The sequence below is a fragment of the Amycolatopsis kentuckyensis genome, from assembly GCF_041679295.1.
In the GTDB taxonomy this organism is placed as follows: Bacteria; Actinomycetota; Actinomycetes; order Mycobacteriales; family Pseudonocardiaceae; genus Amycolatopsis; species Amycolatopsis kentuckyensis_A.
Genome location: NZ_JBGDMD010000001.1, coordinates 149,312 through 167,768, shown reverse-complemented (window position 1 = coordinate 167,768; position 18,457 = coordinate 149,312). Strand labels below are relative to the sequence as shown.

Annotated in this window: 17 protein-coding genes; 5 read left to right on the top strand and 12 right to left on the bottom strand. The window is 72.0% G+C overall.

What is annotated here, in order from left to right; translation table 11 throughout:
* The first annotated feature begins 7 nt into the window (after positions 1-7).
* Both ACERZO_RS00840 and ACERZO_RS00835 read left to right on the top strand, forming a co-directional pair.
* Positions 8-859, top strand: a complete 852-nt coding sequence (locus ACERZO_RS00840) for an LLM class flavin-dependent oxidoreductase (protein WP_372660116.1) — start codon at positions 8-10, stop codon at positions 857-859.
* A gap of 33 nt (positions 860-892) precedes the next feature.
* Positions 893-2,239, top strand: a complete 1,347-nt coding sequence (locus ACERZO_RS00835) for a glycosyltransferase 87 family protein (RefSeq protein ID WP_372660114.1) — start codon at positions 893-895, stop codon at positions 2,237-2,239.
* On the opposite strand, the gene ACERZO_RS00830 is transcribed toward ACERZO_RS00835, so the two are convergent.
* The 5 genes from ACERZO_RS00830 to ACERZO_RS00810 form a co-directional block, all read right to left on the bottom strand.
* Positions 2,226-2,435, bottom strand: a complete 210-nt coding sequence (locus ACERZO_RS00830) for a helix-turn-helix domain-containing protein (RefSeq protein WP_003071237.1) — start codon at positions 2,433-2,435, stop codon at positions 2,226-2,228. The genes ACERZO_RS00835 and ACERZO_RS00830 overlap by 14 nt on opposite strands.
* 177 nt (positions 2,436-2,612) lie before the next feature.
* A complete protein-coding gene (locus ACERZO_RS00825; protein WP_372660111.1) occupies positions 2,613-4,241 on the bottom strand; it encodes an ABC-F family ATP-binding cassette domain-containing protein in 1,629 nt (542 codons plus the stop codon).
* Between the two features lie 137 nt (positions 4,242-4,378).
* Positions 4,379-5,029, bottom strand: a complete 651-nt coding sequence (locus tag ACERZO_RS00820; RefSeq protein ID WP_372660109.1) for an acVLRF1 family peptidyl-tRNA hydrolase — start codon at positions 5,027-5,029, stop codon at positions 4,379-4,381.
* Between the two features lie 58 nt (positions 5,030-5,087).
* Positions 5,088-7,964 carry a S8 family serine peptidase gene (locus ACERZO_RS00815; RefSeq protein WP_372660107.1) on the bottom strand — a complete coding sequence of 959 codons (2,877 nt, stop codon included), beginning with the start codon at positions 7,962-7,964 and terminating at the stop codon, positions 5,088-5,090.
* A 306-nt stretch (positions 7,965-8,270) separates the two neighbouring features.
* Entirely contained in the window at positions 8,271-9,842 is a 1,572-nt protein-coding gene (locus ACERZO_RS00810; RefSeq protein ID WP_372660105.1) for a deoxyguanosinetriphosphate triphosphohydrolase family protein, read from the bottom strand.
* A gap of 60 nt (positions 9,843-9,902) precedes the next feature.
* On the opposite strand from ACERZO_RS00810, the gene ACERZO_RS00805 reads away from it, so the two are divergent.
* Positions 9,903-10,247 (top strand): PASTA domain-containing protein, encoded by a 345-nt coding sequence (locus ACERZO_RS00805; protein ID WP_372660103.1) that lies wholly within the window; start codon positions 9,903-9,905, stop codon positions 10,245-10,247.
* On the opposite strand, the gene ACERZO_RS00800 is transcribed toward ACERZO_RS00805, so the two are convergent.
* Both ACERZO_RS00800 and ACERZO_RS00795 read right to left on the bottom strand, forming a co-directional pair.
* Positions 10,244-10,882 (bottom strand): SRPBCC family protein, encoded by a 639-nt coding sequence (locus ACERZO_RS00800; RefSeq protein WP_372660101.1) that lies wholly within the window; start codon positions 10,880-10,882, stop codon positions 10,244-10,246. The two genes, ACERZO_RS00805 and ACERZO_RS00800, sit on opposite strands and share 4 nt — an antisense overlap.
* Positions 10,879-11,229, bottom strand: a complete 351-nt coding sequence (locus ACERZO_RS00795; protein WP_372660099.1) for an ArsR/SmtB family transcription factor — start codon at positions 11,227-11,229, stop codon at positions 10,879-10,881. The genes ACERZO_RS00800 and ACERZO_RS00795 overlap by 4 nt, the downstream gene beginning before the upstream one ends.
* Positions 11,230-11,374: 145 nt before the next feature.
* On the opposite strand from ACERZO_RS00795, the gene ACERZO_RS00790 reads away from it, so the two are divergent.
* Positions 11,375-13,039, top strand: coding sequence for a GGDEF domain-containing protein (locus tag ACERZO_RS00790; RefSeq protein ID WP_372660097.1), 1,665 nt, complete (start codon positions 11,375-11,377; stop codon positions 13,037-13,039).
* On the opposite strand, the gene ACERZO_RS00785 is transcribed toward ACERZO_RS00790, so the two are convergent.
* The gene (locus ACERZO_RS00785) at positions 13,036-13,638 is read right to left on the bottom strand and encodes a TetR/AcrR family transcriptional regulator (protein ID WP_372660096.1); all 603 of its coding nucleotides are present in this window, start codon (positions 13,636-13,638) and stop codon (positions 13,036-13,038) included. The two genes, ACERZO_RS00790 and ACERZO_RS00785, sit on opposite strands and share 4 nt — an antisense overlap.
* Before the next feature lie 41 nt (positions 13,639-13,679).
* Between ACERZO_RS00785 and ACERZO_RS00780 the strand changes: the two genes are divergently transcribed.
* Positions 13,680-14,852 carry a glycosyltransferase gene (locus ACERZO_RS00780; RefSeq protein ID WP_372660094.1) on the top strand — a complete coding sequence of 391 codons (1,173 nt, stop codon included), beginning with the start codon at positions 13,680-13,682 and terminating at the stop codon, positions 14,850-14,852.
* Here the strand turns inward: ACERZO_RS00780 and ACERZO_RS00775 are convergent.
* The 4 genes from ACERZO_RS00775 to ACERZO_RS00760 are packed head-to-tail and all read right to left on the bottom strand — an operon-like array spanning position 14,839 to position 18,441.
* Positions 14,839-15,981 (bottom strand): sulfotransferase family protein, encoded by a 1,143-nt coding sequence (locus tag ACERZO_RS00775; protein WP_372660093.1) that lies wholly within the window; start codon positions 15,979-15,981, stop codon positions 14,839-14,841. The two genes, ACERZO_RS00780 and ACERZO_RS00775, sit on opposite strands and share 14 nt — an antisense overlap.
* Before the next feature lie 8 nt (positions 15,982-15,989).
* A complete protein-coding gene (locus ACERZO_RS00770) occupies positions 15,990-16,772 on the bottom strand; it encodes an SDR family oxidoreductase (RefSeq protein WP_372662866.1) in 783 nt (260 codons plus the stop codon).
* A gap of 2 nt (positions 16,773-16,774) precedes the next feature.
* Complete coding sequence (locus tag ACERZO_RS00765; RefSeq protein WP_372660091.1) at positions 16,775-17,965, bottom strand: hypothetical protein; 1,191 nt, start codon at positions 17,963-17,965, stop codon at positions 16,775-16,777.
* On the bottom strand, positions 17,962-18,441 hold the full coding sequence (locus tag ACERZO_RS00760) for a nuclear transport factor 2 family protein (protein WP_169734929.1): 480 nt from the start codon (positions 18,439-18,441) through the stop codon (positions 17,962-17,964). Before ACERZO_RS00760 ends, ACERZO_RS00765 begins: the two co-directional genes overlap by 4 nt.
* Positions 18,442-18,457 lie beyond the last annotated feature (16 nt).

The window sequence follows — 18,457 nt, the reverse complement described above, 5'->3', positions numbered from 1 at the left end:
GAGCGCTATGACCACCGTCGGACTCAAGCCACCCCAGCAGCACCTCGGCGTCGCCGCGCTCCGCGAGGTCTGGGCCATCGCCGACGACGCCGGGTTCGACGGCTGCTGGGTGTTCGACCACCTCGCCCCGATGGGCCCCGACCGCACCGGCGACATCTTCGACGGCTGGACGCTGCTGGCCGCGATGGCCGAGGCGACGAAGCGGGTGCGCCTCGGATGCCTGGTGTCGGGGAACACCAACCGCCACCCGGGCACGTTCGCGAAGATCGCCACGACGGTCGACCACCTCTCAAGCGGCCGGCTCGACGTCGGCCTCGGCGCGGGCGGCGACGCGCTCACCGACGCGATGATGGGCACGCCCACCCCGCCGGCGGTCGAACGCGTCGAACGGCTCGCCGAGGCCTGCGAAATCCTCCGTCTGCTGTGGACCCGGCCGGCCACGGAGTTCGCCGGGAAGCACTACACGTTGACGGGCGCGATCAGCGATCCGAAGCCGGTGCAGCAGAAACCGCCGCTGTGGCTGGGCAGCAGCGGGGAGAAGCGCGGCCTGCGGGTCGTGGCCGAGCACGCCGACGTCTGGCTCAACGCGGCGTTGCCGGGCACGGAAATCGCCGAGCTGCAACGGCTTTCGCGCGTGCTCGACGAGCACTGCGCGGCGGCCGGCCGCGATCCGGCGACGATCCGCCGGGCGGTGCAGTTCCGGCTGCCGTCCGATGCGGACAGTGCGCTGCGGCTCGCGCAGAGCTACGTCGAAGCGGGCTTCACCGAGCTGGTGCTGATGCCGACCGGGCACGAGGACGTCGTGAAGGCGGCGGAAGCGGCCGCGGAACTGCTCCCCCGCCTGCGCGACGTCGGCTGAACCGGGCACCGGGCCCCTCGGTAGCCTCAAGAGGTGGAAACGGAGGTGGGCCGGGCGCCCGCGTGGCAGCGCACGGCACAGCTCTTCACGGCACCCGCGCGCGAAGCCGGCGTCGCCGCCCTGCGCTGGGACCTGGGGTTTTACCTCGCCTGCCTGGCCTTCGCGCTGCCGACCGCGCTGCTTTCGGAGTTCTACGGCTACCGCGTCTGGGGCAACTTCGCGACCGTCGCGTACGGCTTCGGCGCGCTGCACAGCGGGTGGCTGCTGCTCTCCGCGCGCACCGGCCGTACGCCGCACGGAGTACTCGGCTCGCGCTGGTGCGGCATCGCCGCCGTCGCGTTGTTGGCAATGATCCTTCCGTTGCTGCTTCTGGTGATCCGCCGCCTGACCGGGGTGGACTGGCTGATCACGCCGTTCTCGTGGGCCGCCCAGCCCGAGGTCTGGGTGATCGAGCGGTCCGCGGATCTGCTGCTGCACCACGGAACCCCGTACGTCGACGTCACCGCGCTCGGCCGGGCGCCGGAGGTCAACGACTACACGCCCTACGGCCCGGTCATGGCGGCCTTCGGCCTGCCGCGCGCGCTGTTCGGCGGCACCCCGCTCACCGACGCGCTCACCGACGCCCGCTGGATGTTCGCCCTCGCCGCCTGCGCGTGCGTGCTGGGCACGCTGAAACTGCTGAAGTGGCCGAAGGTGCCGGTCGGCGCCGCGCAGCTCGCGCTGGCCTGCCCGCTGACCGCGCTCACCTGGGCCGTCGCCGGGCCGGACCTGGCGATCGTCGGGTTGCTGGTGCTCGCCTGCGCGCTCGCCGCCACCGGGCGGGTCGCGTGGTCGGGCCTGGTGCTGGCGCTGGTCGTCAGTGCGAAGCTCATCGTCGCGCCCGCGGCCGCGGTGCTGGTGGTGTTCGTGTTCGTGCGCCGCGGGAAGAGCTGGCCCGCGGTCGGGCGGTTCGCCTCAGCGCTGGTGGCGACGACGGCCGCGCTGCACCTGCCCGTCTACCTGGTGGATCCGGCGGCGTTCGTCGAACACGTCTTCCGGTTCCCCCTCGGGATGGGCGCCGTGCGGTCGCCCGCGGCGAGCCCGTTGCCGGGCCACCTGATCGCCGAACTCGGCGTCCTCGGGCGGGTGACGGCGTTCGTGCTCGTCGGCGCCGCGGCCGTGGCCGTGCTGGTCTGGCTGGTGCGCCGGCCCCCCGCGAACGGCTCCGGCGCAGTCCTGCGCATCGCCGTCGGACTCGGCGCGTTGATCCTGCTCACCCCGGCCACCCGCTACGGCTACCTGGTGTACCCGCTGGTCCTGCTCGGGGCCCACCTGGTGTTCCGCGTGGCCGAAGCTCCCGCTGCGCCCCCCGCGCAGCAGTCCTCGGCTACTTCTTCTTGACCCGGGTGGCCCCGCCGCGCCCCCGCAGCTGGACTCCGGACTCCGACAGCACCCGGTGCACGAACCCGTAGGACCTGCCCGTCGACTCCGCGAGGGCCCGGATGCTCGAGCCCTTCTCGTATTTCTTCTTCAGGTCAGCGGCCAGCTTGTCGCGCGTGTTGCCGGTGATCCGCGCGCCTTTCTTGAGATCAGCCACGTCGATCGCCTTCCCGCCGAGAGTGTTCTGGGCCACATATCGGCCCCTGCCGGGGCAATGATCGAACACTGAGCGCCGGATTGCCAGACGACAGCCCTAAAACAGCCGAAATTGCGATCACATTGGGCCATTCCAGTGCCGGGCGGGAGTGATCTTGCACCCGAATGGACGCATCGATCACGCGAGCTGGACAAGTTCCAGGTAGTCCGCCGACCAGTGGTCCTCGGTGCCGTCGGGCAGCAGGATGACCCGCTCGGGCTCGAGCGCCTCGACCGCGCCGGGGTCGTGCGTGACCAGCACGACCGCGCCCGCGAAGCTGCGCAAAGCGTCCAGGACCTGGGCCCGGCTGGCCGGGTCCAGGTTGTTCGTCGGCTCGTCGAGCAGCAACACGTTGGCAGCGCTGGAGACCAGGCCCGCCAGCGCGAGCCGGGTCTTCTCGCCACCGGAAAGCGTCCCGGCCGGCTGGTCGAGTTGTTCGCCGGTGAAGAGGAAGGAGCCGAGCAGGTTCCGCAACTCCTGAGCACCGGTGTCCGGTGAGAGATGTCGGATGTTTTCCCACACCGACGCATCATGATCAAGAGTTTCGTGTTCCTGAGCGTAATAGCCCAAACGCATTCCGTGACCCGGCACGATCTCGCCGGTGTCCGGAGTTTCCATTCCACCGAGGAGGCGGAGCAAAGTCGTCTTTCCCGCGCCGTTCAACCCGAGTACGACGACCTTCGAACCGCGATCGATCGCGAGGTCGACGCCGGTGAAGATTTCCAGTGAGCCGTAGGACTTCGAGAGACCCTCGGCGGTGAGCGGCGTGCGGCCGCAGGGAGCGGGGTCCGGGAACTTGATCCGGGCGACCTTGTCGGCCACCCGGGTCTCGTCCAGCGCGGAGAGCATCTGCTCGGCGCGGCGCGCCATGTTCTTGGCCGCCACGGCCTTCGTGGCCTTCGCGCCGAGCTTCGCGGCCTGCTGCTGCAGGGCCGACGCCTTCTTCTCGGCGTTGGCACGCTCGCGGCGGCGGCGCTTCTCGTCGGTGGCGCGGGCGTCGAGGTAGCGCTGCCAGCCCATGTTGTACAGGTCGAGCTCGCCGCGGGTGGCGTCGAGGAACCACACCTTGTTGACGACGTCGGCCAGCAGGTCGACGTCGTGGCTGATCACGACCAGGCCGCCGTCGTGCTGCTTGAGGAACCCGCGCAGCCAGTTGATGGAGTCGGCGTCGAGGTGGTTGGTCGGCTCGTCGAGCAGCAGGATCGTCTCGGACTTGCCGCCGGCGCCCGCTTCGGCCGCGGCGAACAGGATCCGCGCCAGCTCGACGCGCCGGCGCTGACCACCGGAAAGCGTCTGCAGCGTCTGGGCGAGGATGCGGTCGGCCAGGCCGAGGTTCGAGCAGATCCGCGCGGCTTCGCTCTCCGCGGCGTACCCGCCGAGCGACGCGAAGCGCTCTTCGAGCCGGGCGTAGCGGTTGATGGCCTTGTCGCGCGCGGCTTCGTCGACGAGCTCGGCCATCGAGGCCTGGGCCTTCTCCATGTCGCGCATCAGCTTGTCGAGGCCGCGCGCGGAGAGCACGCGGTCCTTCGCGGTGACCGAAAGATCACCTTCGCGCGGGTCCTGCGGCAGGTAGCCGAGCTCGCCGCTGCGGCGGACCTCGCCCGCGTGCGGCTCGCCTTCGCCGGCGAGGACCTTCAGCGAGGTGGTCTTGCCCGCGCCGTTGCGGCCGACGAGGCCGATGCGGTCGCCGGGCTGGATGCGGACGGTGACGCCGTTGAGCAGGATGCGCGAACCCGCGCGCAGCTCAAGGCCGGTGGCCGTGATCAAGGGGAACTCCCGTGGAAAGGGGGCGTACGGAGGACAGCATCAGGCGGCCGCGAGGGCCGCGGCGTCACTCCAGCTGAATATCCACGGTGTCCAGTGTACGGGCCGGGGTCGAGGAGTTTTTCCGGACGTGTGCGGTCTCACCCGTCGCGCAGGGTGACCTGCACCGACAGCGCCCGCGCGGCGGCGTCCTCGAGCACGGCGTAGCTCGGCTCGCCGACGTCCAGCACGCGCGGTTCCGCACGGGCGAACAGCGGCGCGAGCCGGCGGTCCTCGCGCAGCTCGTCGAGGGCCCGCCGGTCCCCGCCGAGCACGACGGCGTCCACTTCGGACAATCTCGGCAGGAGGACTTCGAAGACGTCCTTGGCCGCGTCCTGGAGCGCGTGCCGCGCCTGGCCCGCGCGCCGGCGGGCGAAGCGCTGCTGCGACCAGCCGCCCGCCGCGGAGCGGCCCTGGACGAGGTGCCGGTCGGTGCGGGAGACCTCGATCCGCCCGTCCCGCGCGATCCCGATGCTGTGGCCGCCACGGCGGACCAGCACGAGGGCGATCGTCCGCGGGCGGAGTGCGTGCGCGACGAGCGCGTCGACGGAGGGTTCTTCGAGGGGTCCGAAAGGGACGGTCGCGGTCGCGGTGGAGTCATCGGCGGCGGTCACGCGGACTTCGCGCGGTGTTCCCGAGGTGGCGACGATCCCGCCGTGCGACGCGGCGAAGCGTTCGAACCAGCCGGCAAGGCGCTCCGGCGGTACCTCGACGGCGCGTCCGCCACCGGAGACCTGCCGCGCTTTCGCCATGGGGAAAACGGTACGGGGCCGCCGCGATCACCGCGACGGCCCCGCAACGAACTACTGCTTACAGCGGGTGCACCGGGCCGTTGTTGGTGTAACCCCGCACGTTCGACGGCGCGCCGGCCGCCGGGGGCTGCACGAACCCGTTGATGTGCAACGCGACCGAGCGGATCGAGCCGACGTCGCCGCCCGCCGCGTCGACCACGGAGAACGTCCACGTGCCGTCGACCGCCGCGGCGGTCAGGCCGCCGGTCAGCGACTGCGTCGGCCGCCACGTGCCGGTGAACGGCGCGTTGGCCGAGGTCACCGTGCTGAACGCGGTCGCCGCGGTGTCGGCGAAGACGACCTGGCACAGGTTCTTGCCGGAGCCGCCGTTGCGCTGGAACACCGTCGCCTTCGCCCCGGAGGGCGCCGTCAGCGAGCCGACCAGGTCACCGACGTAGGTGTGGTCGAGTCCCACGGTGGTCGAGGCGGTGCCGGTGCTGCAGCTGGTGCCGTCGATGGAGAAGCCCACCTTGGACGCACGGCCGACCCCGGTGACCGGGATGGTCACCGACGCCCCGACCGGGCTGTTGTCCGGGATCGCCACCGGCGCGCCGGTGTAGGCGAAGTCCTGCGCGACCGGCGACGGGGTGCCGACCGGGAGCGAGAACGACGTCGTCGTCGGCGAGTGCGCGCCGGCGAAGGTGACGCGGGCGTTCAGCACGACCGGCGCGCCGAGCTGCTGCGTCGCCGGGACGGTGATGGTGAAGTCGTTGACGCCGGTCTGTCCCGGGCTGATGGTGCCGTAGGACTTGGACCGCGGCGCCACCGTGACACCCGGGGTCGGGCTGCTGAGCACGACGCTGGTGGACACGGCGGTGCCGTCGCCTTCGTTGGTCACCGGCAGCGTCACCTTGGCCGTGTCGCCCGGGTCGAGCGCGGAGCCGCCGTCGGCCGGGGTGACCGTCGGCTGCTTCGCCACCGCGAGGGGCTGCGGGCTGGCGCCGGTGTAGGCGAGCACCTTGTCCGCGAGGATGACGCCGGCGCCGGTGAAGTTGTCGTTGCCCGGCTTCTCGATGTCGATCGCGGTGTTGATCAGCGCTTCCCGCACCTCGGACGGCGGCAGCCCGGGGTTGCCGGACAGCACCAGCGAGGCGATGGCGGCCGCGTGCGGCGCGGCGGCCGAGGTGCCGAAGAACGGGTTGAACCCGGTCACGCTGGTCTTGACGCCGTCGGCCGCGGTGATCTCCGGCTTGTTCCGGACCTCGCCGCCGGTCGAGGACACGTTGCCCGGGGTGATGGGCGTGCCGTCGGCTTCGTAGAACACGCGGCGCGGGCCGTCGGAGGTGAACCGCTCGGCCTTGGTGGCACCGCTGAACGCCGCCGGGTACGGGCCCGCCGGGTTGGCCGGGTCGCCCGGTTCGAGCGGCCGGCCGAACGCCGCCGCCGCCGGAGCCGCCGCGACGCTGAAGGCGTCCCGCGCGGCCGAGTGGCCGACCGTGACACCCGGGGTGTTGTAGGCCTTGAGGCCGTCCGCCGAGTCCTTGAACCGGCCGCGCAGCGCGGACAGCGACAGGTAGCGGTTCTGGCCCGAGAACTTCACGACCGCCAGGCGCAGCCCGGTGCCGCCGAAGAGCGGCGTCTGCAGGATCTCGAACGGGTCCTGGGTGCCGTCCTGGACGTTCTGGCTGAAGCTGACCACGGCGCCCGCGGCGTTGAGCAGGTAGAGGTCGTAGTCGTTGGCCGAGTGCCCGATCGGGTCGGACCAGTGCAGCGTCACCGGGACACCGGCCGAGGAGGCGTCGGAGACGGGCTCGTAGATCTGGTTGCCCGCGGCGCCGGCGAAGTTGTGCGCGACACCGGCGAACTTGCCGACCGACTTGCCGGAGTCGACGAAGTCGCCTTCCCAGTGCCCGGCGGTGCCGTCGGCGACGTTGCCCTCGTTGCCCGCCGACGAGAAGTACAGCGCGCCGTCCGCGGTCACGTCGTTCACGGCCTGGGCGATGATCCAGTCCTGGAACGGGGATTCCTTGAAGTAGATGACGTCGTCGACGATGACGTCGCAGTGCGACTCGAAGCGCAGCTTGCGGATGTTGTCCGCGAAGCTGGCGTCGGAGTTGAACGCCGAGGCGAAGCCGAGCTTCGCGTTGGGCGCGAGGTCGTGGATGATCTCGAGCATCGCGGTGCCCTCGTCGCCGTCGCCCTCCTGGCCGGCGATGACGTCGACGTCCGGCGGGAGCTCGCCCCGGGCCTGCGAGGCCGAGAGGGAGTCGACACCGTCGGAGAGCGCGCACGCCTTGACGCCGACGCCGGTGACGCCGAACTGCTGGCGCGCGATGTCCGCGTTGTGGGCGCGGTCGCCCTCGCTGGTCAGGGTGGCGGCCGCGGCGGCGCTGCGCTGCGACTTCGCGGAGACCGCCTTCTGCAGCTCGCCGGCGATGCGGTCGGCCTTCTGCTGCTTGGATTCCGTCTTGGCCGGCGTCGTCGCCGGGGTGGCCAGCTCGCGAGCGGTCATGGCCTGGTCGGCCTGCTCGACGCGCTTCACGTCGCCGCGCGCGGCGATCGCGCCGACCTGGTTCAGCGGGACCTCGGCGCGGACGCTGGCGTAGCGGTCGGACACCGCGCGGATGCCGGCCCCGGCCTTGGTCAGCGAGCCGATGAGGTCCGGGGTGACCTTGCTCGCGCGGATGTCGACCAGGACGGTCCCGGCCGAAGACACCGCGGCCCCCGACTGCAGCGCGGTGAGCTGCTTGGTGACGCCCTTCTGAGCGGCGAGCAGATTGCTGTCCACTTTGGACTCGGCGGCGGTGCGGCCCGCCTTGACGGCCTGCAGGGCGGCGATCTGCTGTTGCGCGGTTTCGGTGAAAGCGTCCGGAGTGGACGCCGAGGCGGCCCCCGCGACCGGCGGGGAAACCAGGCCGAGCGCGGCGAGCAAGGCCGCCGCCCCGGCCGTGAGCACTGTGGATCTCGATCTCGTGGAACGGGTACGACGCACGTGCGCCCTCCGATATCTCCAGGCGCGTGCCCCGACTCACGCTGACCGACGCCGGTGATCACCGGCAAGTTCCAGCTAAGTACTGTGAGTTCCCGGTGAGCAGCGGCCGTTCGAGTGACATCGGATGGAGAATTTCCTGAATGGACCGTAAGTCGTAGGCCGTTCAGCGGAACCGCACAACCGTTACAGGGCGAACGAAACGGACCAGCCGCGTCAAGCGGTTTCACTGCACGGGATCGCCGGATCGGACAAGAACCGGACAGCCGTCGATCAGAGCACGAACGAGTCCGACCACGGCTGCGAGGCCCGGCCCGACAGCGCGTCCAAAAGGGTCACCGCCTGCTTGTCGGTCAGCGAAGCCACGAAGTCCACGACCGCGCGGCCCCGCGCCAGGCCGCGCACGGCGTCCGGCCCGGACACCGGCTCCCCGGTCGCCCCGATGAGCAGCTCCGGGGCCGTGCGCGCCAGCCCCGTGTACTCCGCGTGCGCCAGCTCGACCAGGTCGTGCAACCGCCGCGGCAGCCGCGAAACCTCGTCGCGGTCCGACAGCCACGCGTCGAGCGCGTCGACCAGGCTGGTCACCAGCCCGGCCTGGCCGCGCTGGTGCAGCGCGAGGTCCGGGCGCAGCAGCACGAACCGGCGGTGCACGAACTTGAGCACCTGGACCTCGTGCCACTGCGCGGGCCGCAGCGAGACGTGGCCGGCGCGGGTGGACGGGTCCGCGAGCACGAACACGCCGTCGACCAGGCGGGCGGTCCAGTTCGCGGAGAACGCCGCCGTCGCCTGCTCGGCCTCGATCGAGCCGTCGAACTCCCCGGCGAGCAAGCCGTCGACCAGCTCCGCGCGCACCCGCGCGACGGCCGCGGCGAACGCGTCGTCGTCGACGATCCACGCGTCCTTGACGTGCATGCGGCGGCGGACGCGCTCGAGCGAACGGCCCGGGCGGCGCAGTTCGGCGTGCAGCGTCTCGTCGTCGAGCGTGGCCAGCTCGCCCGCGTGCTCGAGCCACTCCCCCAGCTCCGCCGCCACCGGCGCGTGCTGCAGGACGCCGATGCGGTGGAAGTCCTGCAGGTCGTGGATGGCGTAGGCGATGTCGTCGGCGGTGTCCATCACGGACGCTTCGACCGTCTGTTGCCAGCCTTCGACGCGCCCCGCGAACGCCGCGCGCGCCTGCTCGAAGTCGTCGAGTTCGGTGGCGTAGGCGGAGAACTTGGCCGCGCCGGTGCCGGGCAGGTCCTCGGGCTCGCCGGCCCCGCGCGGCGGGACGGCCATCGCGGACGGGTGCGGCGCCGGGTGGTGCAGCCGCAGCCACGGGTACTTGAGGACGGCGGCGCGCACCGCCGTGGTGAGGTCGAGCCCGATCGCCGACGGCCCGCGCACGTCGGTCGTGGTGATGATGCGGAACGTCTGCGCGTTGCCCTCGAAGCCGTCGGCCAGGCCGAAGCGGTGCCGGGCGATGCGGTCGAGCGTCTGCTCGCCGAGGTGCCCGAACGGCGGGTGCCCGAGGTCGTGCGCGAGCGCGGCGGCCTCGGCGACGTCGGGGTCGCAGCCGCCCAGCTTGTCGGCCAGGCCGGCGTCGGGGCCGGTGGTGATCCGCTCGGCGATGGCGCGGGCGACCTGCGCGACCTTCAGGCTGTGGGTCAGCCGGTTGTGCAGCAGCCCGGCCCCGCCGGCGCTGACCACCTGCGTCACCCCGCCGAGACGGGCGAAGAACGGCGAGGCGGCGATGCGGTCGCGGTCGATCCGGAACGGGCTGGTCGCCAGGTCGGTGAACCCGCCGGCGTTCGCGACGGGATCCCGCCGCACCACCCGCGGGTCGGTCTGCTCACTGCCCTGATCCATGCGCCCGACCTTATCCGGCTTCACCCGAACGGCGGGCAGGCGCGTGGGTACCCCGCAGGCATGTCCCGAGCGATGGTCACCACGCTGGCAGCACTCTCGTTCGTCCTGGTCGCCTGCGGCGGCTCACCGGCCGCGCCCGGCGCGACTTCGGCGCCCGAGCCGTCGGCGACCTCGGCGAAGCTGATCAAGGTCCCGGATGTCTCCGGCATGAACCACCAGGACGCCCAGGACACGATGCAGCGCGCCGGCCTCTACAACCTGCGCGAGGTCGACGGCACCGGCCAGGGCCGGGCGCTGGTGGTCGACCGCAACTGGGTCCAGACGGGCCAGGACCCGGCCGCGGGCACCGAAGTCCCGGCCGACGCGGTGATCACCTTGACGGCGGTCAAGGCCGGCGAGCGTTAACCCTCCGGCTGGGCCGTGTAGGCGGCCAGGCAGCGATCGGCCTGGGCGCGGGCCGTCGCCTGGTCCTCCCCGCCGGCGACGTGGGCCTCGTACCAGGCCTCGTTCGCCGCCGTCACGAACCCGATTCCCTCCGGGGACGCCATCCACGCCATCGCCTCGGCCGGGTCGACCACGTACCCCGGATCGGCGGCCAGGTGGCGGACCAGCGCGGTCAGCGCCATGTCCCAGCCGACGCCGACCGCGCCCGGGCCGAACTGCTCCCAGTGGTCGTCGACGTGGGCCGTGTGCTCCAGCTCGAAGCGCGTGCCCGAGCCCTCGGGGGTGAGCCGGACCTCGATCCAGCTGATCCCGCCGTGCATCTCCCACGTCGCGGTGAAGCTCTTCGGCGGGTCGCAGCGCTCGACCGTGCCGCCCGCGTTGCCCTCCAGCTGGTACTTGCCGCCGAGCTTGAGCTCGCCGGTGACCGGCAGGAACCAGCGCGGGATACGCTCGGCGTTCGTGCAGGCGTCCCACATGTCGTCGACGTCGGTGTCGTAGACCTGGCTGATGGTCATCACGCGCGCCTCCCCCGCTTCGAGCGCGCGGCGGCCGACCGTCCGGCGGACGGCGCTGATCTGGTGGCTGACCTCGATCACGAACCTTCTCCTTCTTCGATGCGTCGCCGGGCGCGTTTGCCGCGGGCGATTTCGGTGGCCAGTGCGTCGAGCGGCGGGGTCCAGTACCGGCGGAACCGGTCCAGCCAGGCGTCGACGTCGCGCAGCGGGTCGTGCCCGACCGCGTACAGCCGCCGCGTGCCGTCCTGGCGGACGACCGCGAAGCCGTTGTCCCGCAACACTTTCAGGTGCTGCGACACCGCCGGTTGCGAGATGCCGAACTCGGCCCGGATCACCTCGGTCACCGAGCCGGCCGCCCGCTCGCCGTCGGCCAGCAGCTCGAGGATCCGGCGGCGGACCGGGTCGCCGAGGACGTCGAACGCGTGCACGTCGTCAAACTACAAGCAGCCACTTATATAAGTCAAGAGTGAACAAGTGGCGGACGTCACGCTGCGTTACTCCGATGTGGGTAACGGTGGTGAACATCAGTCGACATCCGTTTCGTTTCGCGGCCGGACCCGCGACGATCGGGACGTGAAGTCGCCACGCGCGGTCCGCTTCGCCTTCCAGCCGCTGTACAGCCTCCACACGGGGGGCGTCGTGGCTCACGAAGCGCTGGCCAGGCCGGGCCAGGGCACCGTCCCCGAGCTGCTCACCCAGGCGCGCCGCGAAGGCCGCCTCGCCGAGGTCGACCTGGGCCTGGCGATCGCCGCCGTCCGGCAGGACGAGACGGCGCTCCCCCTGCACCTCAACCTCTCCGCGCGCACCCTCGCGGCGCCGGCGGCGATGTACGACGACCTCCTGGCCGAGCTCGGGAACGCCGGGCGCCGCACCCGCGACGTCGTCCTCGAGATCGGGCCGCCGTTCGCGCCGCTGCCCGCCGACCGCGCGCTGGCCGGGATGCGCGCGCTCACCGAGCTCGGCTTCCGGCTCGCGCTCGACGGCCTCGGCCGCGGCGACCTGCCGCTCGGCCTGCTCGTCGACGCGCCCGTCGACCTGGTCAAGCTCGACCGCACGGTGCTGCGCGGACTGCCGGACGACCAGGCGTCGGTCGCCGTCGTCGAGGCGCTGCTGCACTACACCAACCGCACCGGCACGCGGCTGGTCGCGACCGGCGTGGAGACCGACGCGCAGCTCGACGCCGTCCGCGGCCTCGGCGTCCGGATCGCGCAGGGCAACCTGCTGGCCCCGCCGACCGCCGCCGGCCCCGCCCCGGCGCTGCTCACGCGGCCGCAGCAGACCCCGCGCGCGCCGGGTCCGGCGCAGTGCGTCGGCGACTTCCTCCGGCCGGCCACGACGCTGCCGGAGTCCGCGACCTGCGACGAGGTCCGCGAGGTCCTGGCGGCGGCCGACGCGCCCTCGGGCGTCGTCGGCGTCGACGAGCTGAACCGGCCGCGCTGGTCGGTCGACCGGACGCGGTTCCTGGTCGCGGTCACCGGCCCGTACGGGCACGCGCTGCACGCGAAGCGCCCGGCGGCGCGGCTGGCGGACACCCCGCACACGATCGAGGCCCGCGCGGGCGCGATGGAGTTCCTCGAGCTGGTCACCGACGCCGACTGGGGCCGCACCGGCGACGACGTCGTGGTGGTCGACGAGGTCGGCCGCTGCCTCGGCGTGGTGCTGGTGACCGAGGTGGTCCGCGGGGTGGCCGAGGCGAAGGTCGAGGCCGCGGCGGCGCTGAACCCGCTGACCCGGCTGCCGGGCAGCGACACGGTGGCCCGCGACGTCGCCCGCCGGATCACGATCGGCGAGCCGTTCGTGGCGGCGTGGCTGGACATCGACGCGTTCAAGGCGGTCAACGACACGGCGGGCTTCGCGGCGGGCGACGACCTGATCCGCGAACTGGGCGGCGCGCTGACGGCGCTGGCCGGGCAGCTGCGGCGGATGCGGGTGAGCCACGTGGGCGGCGACGACTTCCTGGTGGTCTGCGACGTCGACGAGATCGCGACGGTGGCGGGAGCGCTGCTGGACCGCCACTGGGCGGCGGACGGGATGCCGGTGACGGTGTCCCTGGCGACGCTGGTGTGCGCGAGCGGGTCGATCCGCTCGTACCAGGAGGTTTCCCGGCTGCTGGCGCCGTTGAAGAAGCGCGCGAAGGCGGTGCCGGGGTCGAGCTGGGTACTGAGCCGGCCGGGCGCGGACCGGGTGGAAGTGCTGCGGGGAATAGGAACGCGCGGCCTCCAGGCGGCTGCCGGTTAGCGAGTCTGCCGCAGCTCGGCCTGGATCGCCTCGGTCGCCCACGTCACGTAGTCGTCGTGCGGCCAGCCGCACATCCCGGTCAAGTGGTCGTAAGCCTCGTGCGACGTCAGCAACCCGATCGCGTCGGCCAGCCGGTCGGACGCCGGCACCCCGGCCTCCGTCAACCGCTCCTTGATCTCCGCGCGGCGGGCCACCGCCAGCTCCGCGCGGACCGCCGCCACCGCGGGGTCGGCCATCGCCGCCGTCGTGAACGCGCGCCAGATCGGCAGCGACCGGCGGACGCCCGAAGCCAGCCGCGCGACCATCTCCGGCAGCTCTTCCAGCGTGCCGCGCCCCACCAGCCGGTCCAGGTTCACCGCGTCCGGGTTGCCCGCGAAGCCGTCCCGGAACGCGGCCAGCAGCAGGTCCGCCTTGCGCCCGGTCTGCGTGACCGTCTCCAGGCTCACCCCGGCCGCGGCCGCGATCTGCCGCATGCTCGTGCCGGCGTACCCGCGCTCGGCGAACAGCCGCCCCGCCGTCGTGACCACGTGGGCGCGAGTCTGCCGGGCTCGCTCCGCGCGCACCGGTGACGAGTAGCTCCGTCGTTCGGGTATCGTCATCAATTGGATAGTACAGCGTATCGGTCAATCAAGGGGGAACCATGACCCGCGTACTCGTCTGCGTCCAGCCCGCTCGCGGCCACGTCGGCCCGACCAAGCCGATCGTCGAAGCCCTGCTCGCCGAAGGCCACGACGTCACCGTCGTCACCGGCGAGCGCTACCGGGCGGCCTTCGGGAAAGCCACCGTGCGACTCCTGCCGCCGGAAGCCGACTTCGACGAGACCGACCTCGACGGTTCGATCCCCGGCCGCGCCGGGAAACGCGGGCTGCGGCTCGCCCGGTTCGACCTGGCGAACTTCGTGAGCGCGCTGCCCGCCCAGCTCAGCGTCCTGGACCTCGACGTCGACGTCGTGCTGTGCGACCCGCTCTTCATGGCCGGCCTCGCGCTGGTCCGCCGCGAGCGGCGGCCACGCGTGCTGGTGCTCGGGTTCCTGCCGTTCATGCCCCCGGTGCCGAGCGGCCCGAACAGCGCGTTCCTGAAGGTGCTGGCGCCGTGGGTGCTCGGCCCGGCGCAGCGACGGGCCCGCGAAGTGCTGGGCGAGGACCCCGGCATGCTCTTCGCGAACTGGCCGCTGCACAGCGACGGCGTCCTGCAGATGACCTGCCCGGGCTTCGAATACCCGCGCCCGAACGCGCCCCTGCACTTCATCGGCCCGACGACGGTCAGCGCCGCGAACGAGCACCCGCTGCCGCCGTGGTGGGCCGACCTCGACGGCTCCCGGCCGATCGTGCACGTGACCCAGGGAACGGTGGCGAACGACGACCTGAGCCGGCTCGTCGAACCGGCGATCGACGCGCTGGCCGGCGAAAACGTGCTGGTCGTCGTGACGACGTGCGGCGGCACGCTGCGGCCGGGCCCGCTGCCGGCCAACGTCCGCGTCGCCGGTTTCCTGCCCTACGACGACCTGCTCCCCCGCTGCGCCGCGGTGGTCACGAACGGCGGGTACGGCGGCGTCAACCACGCCCTCCGCTACGGCGTGCCGCTGGTCGTGGTCGGCGCGAGCGAGGACAAGCGCGAGGTCGCCGCCCGGGTCACCTGGTCCGGCGCCGGGATCGGCCGCGCCCGGAGCTCGGCTTCGCCGAAGGTACTGCGGCGGGACGTCCGCGCCGTCTTGGACGACCCGCGCTACCGCGACCGGGCGAAGGAACTGGCCGCCGAGATGGCGGCCGGGCCGTCGATGGCCGAGGTGGTCGAGCTGATCACGACGAGCTGAACCGCTCGTCGACCTCCTCCGCCGTCAACCCGAAGTCCTCCAGGCGGTAGCGGTGCACCGGCTTCCGGTCCCCCGACCGGCTTTCCGAGTGCAACATGGTCATCGCCTCACGAGCGCCGTCCGTCAAGGACAGTCCGAAGTGGTCGTACACAGTGGACACCGTGCCGATCGGGTCGGCGACGAAGTCCTCGTACGCCACGTCGCAGAACTGGGCCTCGTCGTACTTCCCCCGCGCCGCGCGGAACTCCTCCGCGCCGCGCGCCCACAGGTCCAGCTGGGAACGGCCGATGACCTCGCCGCGGAACTTCGTGGACCAGCCCTCGGCCGCCTTCTCCGCAAGGCTGCACATCGAGCCCATGATCGTGCTGGGCGCGCGGTGGGTCTGGATCACCAGCGCGTCCGGGTACGCCGCCATCAGCGCGTCCAGCGCGAACAGGTGGCTCGGGTTCTTGAGCACCCACCGCTTGCCCGCGTCCGGCAGCCCGATGAGCTGCAGGTTGCGCCGGTGCCGGGCGTACGCGTCCGTCCAGTCCTGCTTCGCGAGCCAGCGCGAGTACCGCGGCACGTGCGCCAGGCACTCGAAGGAGATCGACCGCATCGACTGGCGCAGCAGCTGCCAGCACTCCTCCACCTGGTCGGCGGACATGTGGTGCACGCCCATGAACTCCGGGTGCTCGACGTGGTGGCGCTCGTAGCCGGCCTGGATCCCTTGGTAGACCGGGTTGTCCGCCCACGTCTCGCGCGGCGGGCGCGGCTGCGGGACCTCGGCGAGCCACACTTCGAGGCCCTGGTGCCCCGGGTCCTCGGCGAGCAGCCGGTGCAGCGCGGTCGTACCGGTGCGCGGCAGGCCGGTCACGAAGATCGGCCGCTCGATCGCCACCGAAGCCGACTCCGGGTGCTGCTTCCAGCCCGCCTCGCTGAGCAGCCGCGCCACGAGCGCGCCGCGCAGGAACGCCCGGTGCACCTTGTTGCCGTACGGCGTGAGGTCCTCGTCCGCCTCGTACGACTCCAGCAGCACGCGCAGGCCCTCGACGTACTCGTCCGAACCGAAGTCGTCAAGGCCGGTGAGCTTGGTGGCCGACGCGTGCAGGTCCTCGACGGTGCCGACGTCTTCCCGGCCGGGACGCATGAAACCTCCTAGTGGTGGTACTCGCCGGCGTTGACGTCGAGGCACTGCCCGGTGATCGCCCGCGCCATCGGCGAGGCGAGGAACACCACGGCGTCGGCGATCTCGTCCGGTTCCGGCAGCTTGCGCAGGTCTATTGTGGACGCCGTCTCGGCGTACACCTCTTCGGGCGTGATGCCGCGTTCCTTGGCGAGGTAGCTGAAGTACCACTTGAGGTTCGGCGCCCAGATGTAGCCGGGCGCGACGGTGTTGACGCGGATCCCGTCCGGCCCGAGTTCGCTGGCGAGGCTCTGCGAAAGCGACAGCAGCGCCGACTTCGCCATCTTGTACGCGCCGAACGTGCGCCGTGAATGCCGCAGCACCGCCGAGTTGATCATCACCAGCGAGCCCTTGCTCTCCTTGAGCGCGGGCAGGAACAACCGGGTCAGCCGCAGCACCGAGATCCCGGCCGTTTCGAACCCGGCGCGGACGGCGTCGAGGTCCACTGTGGCCAGATCGGTCAGCGGCGGGACGGCGAAGGCGTTGTGCACCACCGCGTCCACCCGGCCGAACGCTTCGAGCGCCTCGTTCACCAGGTTCGCGGCCGAGCCGGCGTCGTCGATGTCGGTCCGGACCGCGACGGCGCGGCGCCCGAGGTCCGTGACCTCCTTCGCGACTTCGGTGAGCCGCGACTCGGTGCGGGCGGCGAGCACGACGTCCGCGCCCGCCTCCGCGCTGCGCACCGCGATCGACCGGCCGAGCCCCGGCCCGATGCCGGAGACGACGACCACCTTGTCCCGCAACAGGTCCGCCACGCTCACCCCAGCATCCGGGCGGCGACGGCGTCCTGCCGGGCCGCGATCCGCGCCGACCACTCGGCCGGCGTCACGCGCGCTTGCTCGTGGAAGGGCAGCCGGTCCGGCAGCTCGTCCACCTTGACGACCTCGACGACCGGGCCGTCGTCCGGGCCGAGGTCCCGCGCGAGCCGCTGCCAGCGGATCTGGACGTACCCGCGGTCGTGGCCCGTGCGCTCCAGCCAGTTCGCCACGCCGGGGTCGCGTTCGCTGATCACGAACCGGATCCTGCCGTCCGGGTCGACGCGGGCCTGGTCGGCGGTGAGGCTCGTCTGGTGGTTGATGTAGTCGAGCGAGACGTACCAGAGGCTGCCGAGCTGGATGCCCTGGTACGGCGCGTCCGCGCACCGCGGCACCGTGACGATCATCGCCTCTTCGTCGTCCAGCTCGTAGTGCCCGGCCGAGGAGAACTGCGTGGTCAGCCCGCCCGGCGTCGACCGCGGCTCGGTCATCGTGTTCACCGGCAGGTTGTCGTAGAACCACTTCGGGAACGCCAGGAAGGTCTTCAGCCGGCTCAGCAGGATCTTGCCGGTGACGCCGTAGCGCTTGGCCAGCGCGGAGCGGTCCGGCACCGGCGGCGCCTGGCCCGCCGTGTCGACGCACCGGATGCGGATTTCGCCGCGCTTCTCGGTCGCCCAGTCGCTGTGGACCTCGCGGACGACGAGCATCGACGAGCCCTCGCCGAGGACGAAGTAGTTCGGCCCCGGGTTCTCGCGAGCCGGGCCGAACCGCAGCTCGAACCGGCCGTCTTCGCCGATTTCGATGGCCCGGTCGTCGAACGCGGCCAGGCTGTCGGGGACCACCACCGGCGAGTAGTCGCCGTTGAGGATCTGGAAGCTCAGGTCGGCGGTGGTCCCGCGGACACCGGTGACGAGGTACTCGCGGTCGGCGCGGATGTTCGCGTTGAAGTAGAGCGTGTCCGGGTTGTCCAGGCCCATCTTCGTGTACGGCCCGGTGGACGCCGTGAAGTACGGGAAGTCGCGCTGGTAGGCCCAGGCCATCTGCAGCGACGCGCGGATGCTCCCGGCGAGGTAGTCGTAGCCCTCCAGCAGGCCCTGCTCGGTCTGCGCCGGCGGCGCTTCGGCGATCAGCTTCTCGGCCTCGGCGATCGCGTCCGCGAACGGCCGGGTCAACGAGAACTCGTTCTCGATCATGCCGGAACGGCCCAGCGGTTCGCGAGCAGCCGGAAGCCGGGGTTGCCCTCCCAGGACAGCATCGACTCGTAGGTCCGGACGTACCCGATGTGCGACATCCGCCAGGCGCCGTCGGCGTCCCGGCGGTAGGTGTCCTCGTAGAAGGCGGCGCCTTCGATGATCACCTTGTGGTCGGGGACGATGACCTTGTCGGTGAACGACCACCGCCCGGTCGCGGTGTCGCCGTCGACCTCGATCTCGGGCTGACCTGCGTGGTGGACGGTGATGATGCCGTTGCCGAGGCTCTTGGTGAGGAACTCGAGGATGGCGTCGCGCCCCTCGAACTTCTTCCCGTCCCCGCCCACGGCGTGCGTCCCGTAGTCGGCCGTGGCGTCGACGGTGAACGTGTCGGCCACCTCGTCCCACAGCTTCAGGTCCACCCCGCGCAGGTACCGGTACTTCAGCCGGCGGATCTCTTCGAGTACGACCAGGTCCATGCTCACAGGGTCCCGC